Here is an 8438-nt window from a genome sequence, read left to right as displayed (position 1 = left end):
GTCGCAATCCACACCAAAGCCGGAAGGCCCTCACCTGTTCAAGATCCCTCAGCCGAGATCTGCCTCACCCGTCCACAACCTCCCGGGACAGAACATCTAGGGCGCGTATCGAGTCGTGATCAATCGAGAGATTCGACCCCGCCCTGGGGCGCTGAACCGGTAGATCGTCTTGCGTGACGCGCGTGCAACTGACGGACGAAGAGTGGGAGTTCATCGCGCCGTATCTGCCGATCGGCGAGTACGGCCCGTATCCCGAGCGGTTGCGGCAGCCGCTCGAGGGTGTGATCTGGCGGTTCAAGACCGGCGGGCAGTGGCGAGAGATGCCGCAGGAATTCGGTGCCGGGCCCACCGTCTCCAACCGCTTCCGCCAGTGGCGTGGCGCTGGAGTGTTCGGACCTCCGCCTCGATCGCGAAGTTCAGCTGCGTGTGGTGCCGTTGCCGCACCAGAACGACACTGCCGTACGCGGCGCGAGGTCACCGCGCTCCGGCTCCCCGAGCGGCCCGGACCCGATCCGCGCGCCCCTGATGCTGCCGCGTCCCTGAGCCATGATCCTCTCCCTCGGCCATGACGTCCACGCCTTGGATGCGCCTGGGACAGGCCCAGAGTACGGGCACCCTCCGGTAGAGCATTCCCCGGCCGGCCCCCAGCACAAGGTGGCCCGCCCGGGACGGCGCTCAGGCCGACCAGGCCCATGCGACTACTTGACATTACCGAGTACTAGGAACAGTCTTGTAGTCGTGACCTCCAGCCATGACCCGCAACTGCTCAAAGGTGTCCTGTCGCTCCTGCTGCTGCACCTGTTGGCGGAGCGGGAGTCGTACGGGTACGAGGTGGTCCAGCGCCTGCAAGGGGCCGGATTCGCCGATGTCCTTGAGGGCACCGTGTATCCCGCCCTGGCCCGGCTGGAGCGGGAAGGGCGGCTGGCCTCCCGGCTGGTCGCCTCCTCCAGCGGTCCGGCGCGCAAGTACTACCGGTTGACCGGCGCCGGGCACGAGGCCCTGGCCGCCGGTGCCGCTGGCTGGGCCCGGCATGTCGCCGCAGTCGAAGCCGTCCTGTCCCGTCCCCTGTCCGCCGCACCGCAGAAGGGCTCCTGACATGCCGAACACCGTCTCCTGGTATGACCGGCTGCGCGTCGAGTGGGTCGTCTGGTCGCTCGACCAGCGCCTGTACGACCTGCCGAGCCGCACCCGGATCGCCCACCGGCGCGAAGTCCGCGCCAACCTGCTGACGGCCGCCGCAGAGGTCGGTGCTGCTGAGGCGCTGCACCGCCTCGGCAGCGCCCGGGAGCTGGCCGCGCAGTACCGGGACGCCGAGTTCGGTGAGGGCCCGCGGCACTCGTGGTGGGCCGCCGCGCTCTTCGCGCTCACCGCCCCGCTGGTCCTCAACTTCTTCCTGAGCGAGGCAGCCGACGCCTACGAGCAGGCCATCACCACCGCGGGTACGCACGCTGACGGCAGCTACACCTGGGCCGGCGTCAACTGGCTCCAGAGCCCGCTGACGTTCCACCTGCACCAGGGCCAGGCCACCCACGTCGGTGGGGCGTACACGCCGCTCACCTATGTCCTGCTCGTCGCTGGAGCGATCGCCTGCGGTCGCCTGTGGCGGTTGCTGCCTGTGTGGCGCGGCCAGCGCACCGGTATCAGCGCAGGTGCGCAGTGAAGGTACGGCGGGGCTCCGGCCGCCCCTGGACTGCCGTGTCGGCCGTCGCCGTCTCGCTCCTCATCCTTGGCGCGGCTCCCGCCGCGACCGGCGCCCCTCCCGCGCCGCACCCCGTCGGCGCGTCCGGTACTACGCTGCGTGCGCTGCTCGACTCCGTCGTCGCCGCTGGCGTTCCCGGGGTCCTGGAACGCACGCAGGACGGACGCCGGGTCATCTCGGCCACCGCTGGGGTTGCCGACCTGGGCACCGGCGCACCGCTGCGGCCCGACGCCCGGTTCCGGGTCGGCAGCATCACCAAGACGTTCGTCGCCTCCGTCGTGCTCCAACTGGTCGGCGAGCACCGCCTCGCCCTTGACCAGCCGGTCGCGCGCTGGCTGCCGGGCCTGCTCGCCGACGGTGAGCACATCACGGTCCGGGAACTGCTCAACCACACCAGCGGGTTGTACGACTACACCGACGATCCCGCTGTACTCGCCGGCCTCGTGAACAACCGCATCTGGCGCCCCGCGCAACTGGTCGCCATCGCCGAAGGCCATCCGGCACTGTTCCCACCCGGCAGCTCATGGGGGTACTCCAACACCAACTACATCGTCGCCGGCCTGCTCATCGAGGTCGTGACAGGGCATCCGCTGGAGCAAGAACTCCAGCAGCGTATCTTCACCCCCCTCGGCCTGGCGCACACCTCCTTCCCCTCCATCACAGGTCGCATCACCGGATACCACGCCCACGGATACCTCCCGGCTGGCCTCGCCGGGACCACGAACGGCGAACCCACCGACGTGACTGGCTTAAATCCCTCATCGGCCTGGGCGGCAGGGGCCATCGTCTCCAGCGCGCGCGACCTGTCCTGGTTCTACCTCGCCCTCATGGACGGCCGTCTTCTCGGCCCCCGATTGCTGCGGGAGATGACAACCACGGTTGCCGAGGACCCGGCCGACCCGGCGACCTACCGATACGGCCTGGGCATCGAACGGTTCCAGGACCCCTGCGGCACCGACTGGGGCCTCGGCGGCGCCATACCCGGCTACCAGACCATGGCCTACTGGAACCAAAGCACCGGCCGGACGGTCGTCCTTGCCTCCACCATGGACCCCGCCCCCGCGCCAGCCCAGGCACCTCTGGCGAACGCCGCATCATTCGCCCTGTGCGGCCCCGCAAGCGGCACGCACAACGATCTGCCCCGACACCAGGGCGACCCCATACTGATCAGGACTCGATACGCGCCCTAGCGGGAGCGCAGGGTGCCGCCGGGGAGGTGGAGCAACAGCTCGCAATAGGCGAGAGAACAGGCGGCAAGCACCGTGCATGTGGTCTCACCGAACTCCTTGCCCGAGCACTTCGCGACCGCGGCCGCGAAGTCGAAGTCGAGCACCTTCACCGCCATCTGCCGCGCGTGCTCAAGGCACCCGACAACGGCACCGCCCACCACGATCCGCGACGCCCGGATCCTTTCCGTTGCGAGGGACGGAGCGCCGGCCGCGACCGCATCAGCTACCGCGCACTCCGATGACTACAACCACGACCAGGCGGCGCCGCACGCCGTTGACCACCCGGACCGGGATGCCGCCCGAACTCCGGCGCAGCAGGGCGCCGCCGTCCAAGCCCATCAGCAGGCCGCGATGCCCGAGCTGCTGGAGGGCCGCACGACCGACCCGGCGACGTGGATGCGTACACCGAAGAATCTGGAACGGTTCGCCGCTATCACCCGCGCGGCCGACGCCCGCCGTCGCGAAAACGAAGACCGGGAGGTCCCCGCCCCGGCCACACCGTCGGCTGACTCGCGCCGCCAGGAGCACGAGCAGCAGCACCACACGACGCAGCCCGATGAGGGCAGGGGAGCGGGGCCCAACCGCTGACGGCGATGTAGATCGGCCAGCGGGTGGCCGCTCTACGACTTCACCCGCGAGGCCCGGCGGACCGGACTGAGAATCGGGCGTTGGCACCCGGCACGGGAGGAACCTTGACCTTCGAACCAGGCGACCTGAACCTGACCGACCCAGGCGACCTGAACCTGACCGACCCGACCACGGGCTACCTGCACTTCGTCCTCTACACCGAGGCCCGCCGCGGCCACGCCTCGTCTTCGCTGAACGCAGTGCTGGACATTGAGGCGTCCCAGACCGTGACGCCTCACTTCCAGGAGTGGCTGAGCAGGCTGGAGCGCTGCGAGCCGAACGCGATGCACTGCACGCTCGTGGAGCCGACGAAGATCCCGTCCCTGTTCCACCCGTGCGTCACGGAGGACCAGAACAGCCCGGCGGCTATCTCCGGATCGGGCTGTACCTGCCGCCGGGCCTTCTATGACCCCGAGTTCGGGCTGCCCGTCGTGGGTGAGCACTTCAAGCCCGTGGGCACCGGCGGCACGGACCAGTGGAGCTACAAGACGTACGCCCCGCTCGAACTGCGCCCCGACGACATCTTCAGCAGCTTCATCACCGGCCGCGGCCTGTTCTGGGCCCGGACCGACAAGGGCGACCTGTCGATCCTGCCGCAGAAGCACGCCCTCGGTTACAACATCGGCTACAGCGGCGGCGGCCCGCACGCCCTGGCCGCCTACCTCACCCAGATCGCCCGCAACGACGGAGGGACCACGCCCGCCGGCACCCCGTACGAGGACGCCCACCCGGCGATCCTTGCGTGGACGCAGAGCAAGGCGGCGGACCGTGGGACGAACGAGCTTTCGCTGAGCGACCTCCAGGCCATGCTGGAGAGCTGACCGGAGAGATCAGGTCGAAGGGCGCCCGACTCCCCCAGGAGCGGGCGCCCTTCCGCGTACGGGCACGGCACACCGCGCTGGGTCAGCGCCGCCAGTGGCGCGGTAGCAGATGTCGCCAGCTGAACCGTCGGCCCTTGGAACGGACGCGGGGGAGGGATGTCGTCGACGGCGGCTGGGTGGGGCGCGGCGGGACCGGTGGGTGCGTGGCGGCCGCCGTGGCCGTGTCGGCCAGCGGCTCCGTCGTCACCGGGGGAGCAAGCGGGGGCGGTACGTCATCCGTCGACGCTGCGTCGTCTGCCGGCACTTCGAGGGGGAGTGGGTCGGCCGCCGCGGTGACGGGGTGGTCCTCCTGGCGCTGGGCGTGCTCCCGGGCGAGGCGTCGGCGGTGGGCTTCGCGGCCGTGCTGGACGTTCTCCAGAGCGGTCATCAGGCGGAAGGTGGGGGCCGGGCGGAATCCGGTGTGCTGTCCGAGGGCGAGCAGAGGCTGAGGGACCAGACCCCACCAGGCGGCGCCGTCGGCGGGGTAGGGGTGGGAGATCTTCCAGTCCTTCGACCAGGACGCCATCTCGCCGCTCCAGTCCTCGCCCTCGAGGACGGGGTAGGTGCCGGGGTGGCCGCCGTAGGGGATGAGGACGGTGTCCTTGGCGATCCAGCAGACCGCTGCGCCCGCCTGGATGATCTGCCGTTGGACGGGAGTGGGGCGCACCTTGTGGTGGGTGTCCGGCTTGCCGTGCGGGCGGACCTTGACAGTGCCGGCCGCGTCGTAGTGCAGGACGTCGTCGCGGTCGAAGAACCACCAGTGCGATGCGCTCTCGCCGTGCTGGGTGCGCACGGTCTTCAGGCGGGTGTCGACGACGGGTGTGGTGAGCAGGCGGCGCGGCCGTTCGATGATGACCACGTCGTCGCCGCGGCGGACGACGAGGGCGGGGGGCAGTTCCCAGCGCTGCCCGGCGAGTTGGGGGTCGATCTGGAGGCAGATGGTCGCGCCGGGCCGGGCGCGCACCAGCTGGTCGCGCAGGTCGAGGATGACGGTGAGGTCGGCCTGGACGTCGGCCTGGTGGGGGGCCGGTGCGCCGCACCGGTCGCTGCCGGGGGCGCTGCCGTCGTGGCGGAACCGGGGTGTGAAGCCGGAGCCGGGGGTGGTGGGGCCGGTGAATATCAGCTTCGCTCCGCAGGAGCAGCAGCGGTAGCGTCCGCCGGCCTTGCCCCGGGGCAGTCGGTCGGCGGCGTCTCGTTCGCGGCTCAGGTCGATGACGCGGCCGCCGTCGCCGGTGTCGATCGCGAGTTCGCTCATGCGGGGCAGACTGCTGCGCGAGCGGCCGCAGCGTGATCGTTTTGAGGGGATCGTCAGCTGTCCGGGCCCTGCGGTGCGGGCCCCGGTGCGGCGGGGGTTGGACGGCGTGGTGCGGGCGGGAGCGACTGAGCGGGGCATGAAGAACGACTCCAGGGTCGGGGGACGGCACTGAAACGAGACTTGCCCAGCTGGAGTTGTCCGTCAGTTGTCCGGTCGTGTTTGCGCAGGTGGCGGCCGGACATGGCCGGACTGGCCCGGACATACGGCTGCGGCCGGACAACCTCTCATCGCGCTCTGTCGCCAGGTTCTGACTGTCCGTACGCTGATCATCGGTGTACGGCAGGGGAGAGCCGGGTGGCGGGGAGAGGTCATGGCAGAAAAGAAGTCGGGCGGCCGGGGATACGGCGCGTTTCACAAGGACGCGACGCCCGAGAGCGTCGAGCTGGCGAAGTACCTGCGGGGCCTGGTGAAACGGGCGGGCAAGACGCAGCGGGACCTGGAGGAGCCGACCGGCTACGGAAGGACCACCATCTCCTCGTTCCTGAACGGCGAGGCCGTGCCTCCTCAGGCCTTCGTGAACAAACTGGTCACCCACGTCACCCCTCCCCGCCAGCAACCGGTCTGCATGAGGGAAGCCTTACGCCTGTTCGTTGCTGCCCAGCGCCCGAAGGCCACCCCAGAACTTCCCTCCCCGCGGGCGCCAGCGGACGCCGATCCATCAGGGACGGCTTTGGCCAGTGTCGCGGCCACCGCCCAGGACCAGGCCGCCAAAGCCCACGATCAACTCGCGCAGGCCCACGAGCGCAACCAGGAACTGATGGAAGAGCGGGGTCGTACCCAGCAGCTGGTGCTGAGCCTCAGCCGGTTCACCGCCGATTTGCGACAGCAGGTAACGACTCTCCAAGACCAGTACGACGAGGAGAACGAAGAGAACGAGGCACGTCTTGGCCAGCTCACCGAACAGTTAGATGCGGCGCAGCGGGAGCTGCGCCGGGCCCGTACCAGCCGGGACGAGACCGAGGTTCTCCTGACTCGACTGCGCAAGCGCAGTGACGAACTGGAGGAGCAACTCGCCCAGTCGCGACGCTCCGTCGCCTCGGCCGAAGAGCCCGGGCTGCCGCCGATGCCGGAGGAGCTGCAGGAGGCATTCTTCCGCGCCGACTTCAACAAGGCTTTGAGCGCCGCACAAGGGTTCCTCAACGACGGCCAGCAGCGGCGGGACGCGGTCAGCGATGAGTGGAGTCTGGTCCAGCCGGGTCGGTCAGCGGCCCAAATCATCGATCGACTGCGGACCGGCTGCCATCTGCTGGGACGCGCCTTGGGGTGCCTGGCGATGATGTCCGCAGCAGCGCTGCACCTGGCGGCCACCAGGTCCGGAGCGGACGGCTGGACGATCCTGATCGACCTGCTGATGCTGGTCGGCATCGTCTTCGTCAGTGACCCGTGGAGCCCGCTGGCTCAGCTATGGCCGGTGGTCCGCTCCGGCTTCCGCCGGGAGCCGATGCCCCGGCCCATCACGGTCAGCTCGCAGGCGATAGCCGTACGGGCAGGGCGGTGCCTGATCGCCGGACTCGCCGCGACCGGCGCCGCGTTGAGCGTGCAATGCTCGGTGCAGTGGAGCGCCTGGTGGCTGTTTCCGCTGCTGCCGGCGACCGCCGCCTGCGCCACGTACGCGGTCTTCGGGCACGACCGGCGCGTTGTCCTCCTGGTGCAGGAGGCTCTCGGGGAACTGGGCGCGGACTTCAAGGCTCCGCCCAATACACATCGCGCACCGACTGCCGCACTGGGGATGACGTCACCGGTTGTCGTGAGCGATCCGGAATGGCTTGAGGCGCGGCGCCAGGAAGTCGGGGACTCACTGACGGGCGGCTGGCGCGAGAGCGCCGTCTGGATCAAGCTGGTCGTCCTGCTCTCGGTCAGCCTGGTCGCCATCGCCGCACTCGGGGTGCTGACCAGCACCGTGTCGCACACAGCTCGCACCTGGCGTACGCCGGCTGGCGGATGGCACTGGAACGATGTCGTCGCGACGATTGACGACCCGGTCCACGCCTATCTGACCGCGCACTCCGCCGGGCTGCCCCTACCCGTCACCTCGCTACATCTGCTGTGGGTCGCCAGCGGCGCGGCGTTGCTGCTGATGAGCTTCCTGTTCGGCGGCTTCGGCGCGCGGACGACCTGGGTCGTGTGGGGTGCCATCACCGTCATCATGGTGTGGTCGGGCACACCGGGGCCCGCCCGTCAGGTAGCAGCCGGCCTCGCCACGGTCGCATGGGGGCTGGCGTCGATCCTGGCGATGCGGGGCCTCAACCTGCCATCGATCGCGTCGCAAAGCGTGGTCGTCTCCAAGGACTCCTAACGTCCGCATGAGGGTGCGCCCCTTCCAGAGCGGACACGGTGGACCCTGCCAGGCGTCCGGCGTGCAGCCCGACGATGCACCGGCCGGAGAGTGGAGTCCACCGTGGTGCGCATCGGGTGGAAGTGGACTCCACTCTGGTGAGCACTCGCCGGTGGAGAGTGGAACATCCCGGCATCCACTGCATCGCGGCCACCAGCATGACGATGCACGGCATCGTGCGCGCACCGACGATGCCGTGCACACACTCCCGGCCGCCGCACCGGTGCGCATCGCGGTGCGCCACACTCCCCGGCCGCCGCACCCCTGGTGCGCGCACGCGACGAGAACAAGCTCGACGAGACGCTGGAGGAGTTCGCGGAGCCGGCGGACGACGGGCCGGAGCCGGACGGCCCCGACGGCCCCGACGGCGGTG

Annotated in this window: 9 protein-coding genes and 1 pseudogene; 7 read left to right on the top strand and 3 right to left on the bottom strand. The window is 69.9% G+C overall.

The features are described 5' to 3' along the window. Positions 1 to 173 precede the first annotated feature (173 nt). Positions 174 to 392, top strand: a pseudogene (locus tag ABZT12_RS38945) (transposase); the annotation flags it as partial. A 24-nt stretch (positions 393 to 416) separates the two neighbouring features. Here the strand turns inward: ABZT12_RS38945 and ABZT12_RS38940 are convergent. Then, entirely contained in the window at positions 417 to 548 is a 132-nt protein-coding gene (locus ABZT12_RS38940) for an RNA polymerase-binding protein RbpA (RefSeq protein WP_356394515.1), read from the bottom strand. A 190-nt stretch (positions 549 to 738) separates the two neighbouring features. Here ABZT12_RS38940 and ABZT12_RS38935 point away from each other — a divergent pair, with 190 nt between their 5' ends. From ABZT12_RS38935 to ABZT12_RS38925, 3 genes are read left to right on the top strand one after another with little or no spacing between them, the layout of a single operon-like run. Next, positions 739 to 1095 carry a PadR family transcriptional regulator gene (locus ABZT12_RS38935; protein ID WP_356394511.1) on the top strand — a complete coding sequence of 119 codons (357 nt, stop codon included), beginning with the start codon at positions 739 to 741 and terminating at the stop codon, positions 1093 to 1095. Position 1096: 1 nt separating this feature from the next. Further along, positions 1097 to 1660, top strand: coding sequence for a hypothetical protein (locus ABZT12_RS38930; protein WP_356394508.1), 564 nt, complete (start codon positions 1097 to 1099; stop codon positions 1658 to 1660). Beyond that, the gene (locus tag ABZT12_RS38925) at positions 1657 to 2889 is read left to right on the top strand and encodes a serine hydrolase domain-containing protein (RefSeq protein ID WP_356394505.1); all 1233 of its coding nucleotides are present in this window, start codon (positions 1657 to 1659) and stop codon (positions 2887 to 2889) included. Before ABZT12_RS38930 ends, ABZT12_RS38925 begins: the two co-directional genes overlap by 4 nt. On the opposite strand, the gene ABZT12_RS38920 is transcribed toward ABZT12_RS38925, so the two are convergent. Beyond that, positions 2886 to 3044, bottom strand: coding sequence for a hypothetical protein (locus ABZT12_RS38920; RefSeq protein WP_356394502.1), 159 nt, complete (start codon positions 3042 to 3044; stop codon positions 2886 to 2888). The genes ABZT12_RS38925 and ABZT12_RS38920 overlap by 4 nt on opposite strands. A 235-nt stretch (positions 3045 to 3279) precedes the next feature. Between ABZT12_RS38920 and ABZT12_RS38915 the strand changes: the two genes are divergently transcribed. Continuing rightward, entirely contained in the window at positions 3280 to 3516 is a 237-nt protein-coding gene (locus ABZT12_RS38915; protein WP_356394499.1) for a hypothetical protein, read from the top strand. A gap of 104 nt (positions 3517 to 3620) precedes the next feature. Next, entirely contained in the window at positions 3621 to 4376 is a 756-nt protein-coding gene (locus ABZT12_RS38910; RefSeq protein ID WP_356394496.1) for a hypothetical protein, read from the top strand. An 82-nt stretch (positions 4377 to 4458) separates the two neighbouring features. On the opposite strand, the gene ABZT12_RS38905 is transcribed toward ABZT12_RS38910, so the two are convergent. Continuing rightward, positions 4459 to 5670, bottom strand: coding sequence for a hypothetical protein (locus ABZT12_RS38905; protein WP_356394493.1), 1212 nt, complete (start codon positions 5668 to 5670; stop codon positions 4459 to 4461). A gap of 370 nt (positions 5671 to 6040) precedes the next feature. On the opposite strand from ABZT12_RS38905, the gene ABZT12_RS38900 reads away from it, so the two are divergent. Then, positions 6041 to 8026 carry a helix-turn-helix domain-containing protein gene (locus ABZT12_RS38900; protein WP_356394490.1) on the top strand — a complete coding sequence of 662 codons (1986 nt, stop codon included), beginning with the start codon at positions 6041 to 6043 and terminating at the stop codon, positions 8024 to 8026. Positions 8027 to 8438: the final 412 nt, after the last annotated feature.

Origin of the sequence: Streptomyces sp. NPDC005423 (assembly GCF_040606415.1) — a bacterium.
Taxonomy (GTDB): Bacteria; Actinomycetota; Actinomycetes; order Streptomycetales; family Streptomycetaceae; genus Streptomyces.
The sequence above is the reverse complement of the archived record's forward strand: the minus strand, read 5'-3'. Positions and strand labels throughout refer to the sequence as shown.

Excerpts from the sequence above, each read along its gene's own strand:
- ABZT12_RS38940 (WP_356394515.1), bottom strand. The coding sequence starts at position 548 with ATGGCTCAGGGACGCGGCAGCATCAGGGGCGCGCGGATCGGGTCCGGG.
- ABZT12_RS38930 (WP_356394508.1), top strand. The coding sequence starts at position 1,097 with ATGCCGAACACCGTCTCCTGGTATGACCGGCTGCGCGTCGAGTGGGTC.
- ABZT12_RS38920 (WP_356394502.1), bottom strand. The coding sequence starts at position 3,044 with ATGGCGGTGAAGGTGCTCGACTTCGACTTCGCGGCCGCGGTCGCGAAG.
- ABZT12_RS38915 (WP_356394499.1), top strand. The coding sequence starts at position 3,280 with ATGCCCGAGCTGCTGGAGGGCCGCACGACCGACCCGGCGACGTGGATG.
- ABZT12_RS38905 (WP_356394493.1), bottom strand. The coding sequence starts at position 5,670 with ATGAGCGAACTCGCGATCGACACCGGCGACGGCGGCCGCGTCATCGAC.
- ABZT12_RS38900 (WP_356394490.1), top strand. The coding sequence starts at position 6,041 with ATGGCAGAAAAGAAGTCGGGCGGCCGGGGATACGGCGCGTTTCACAAG.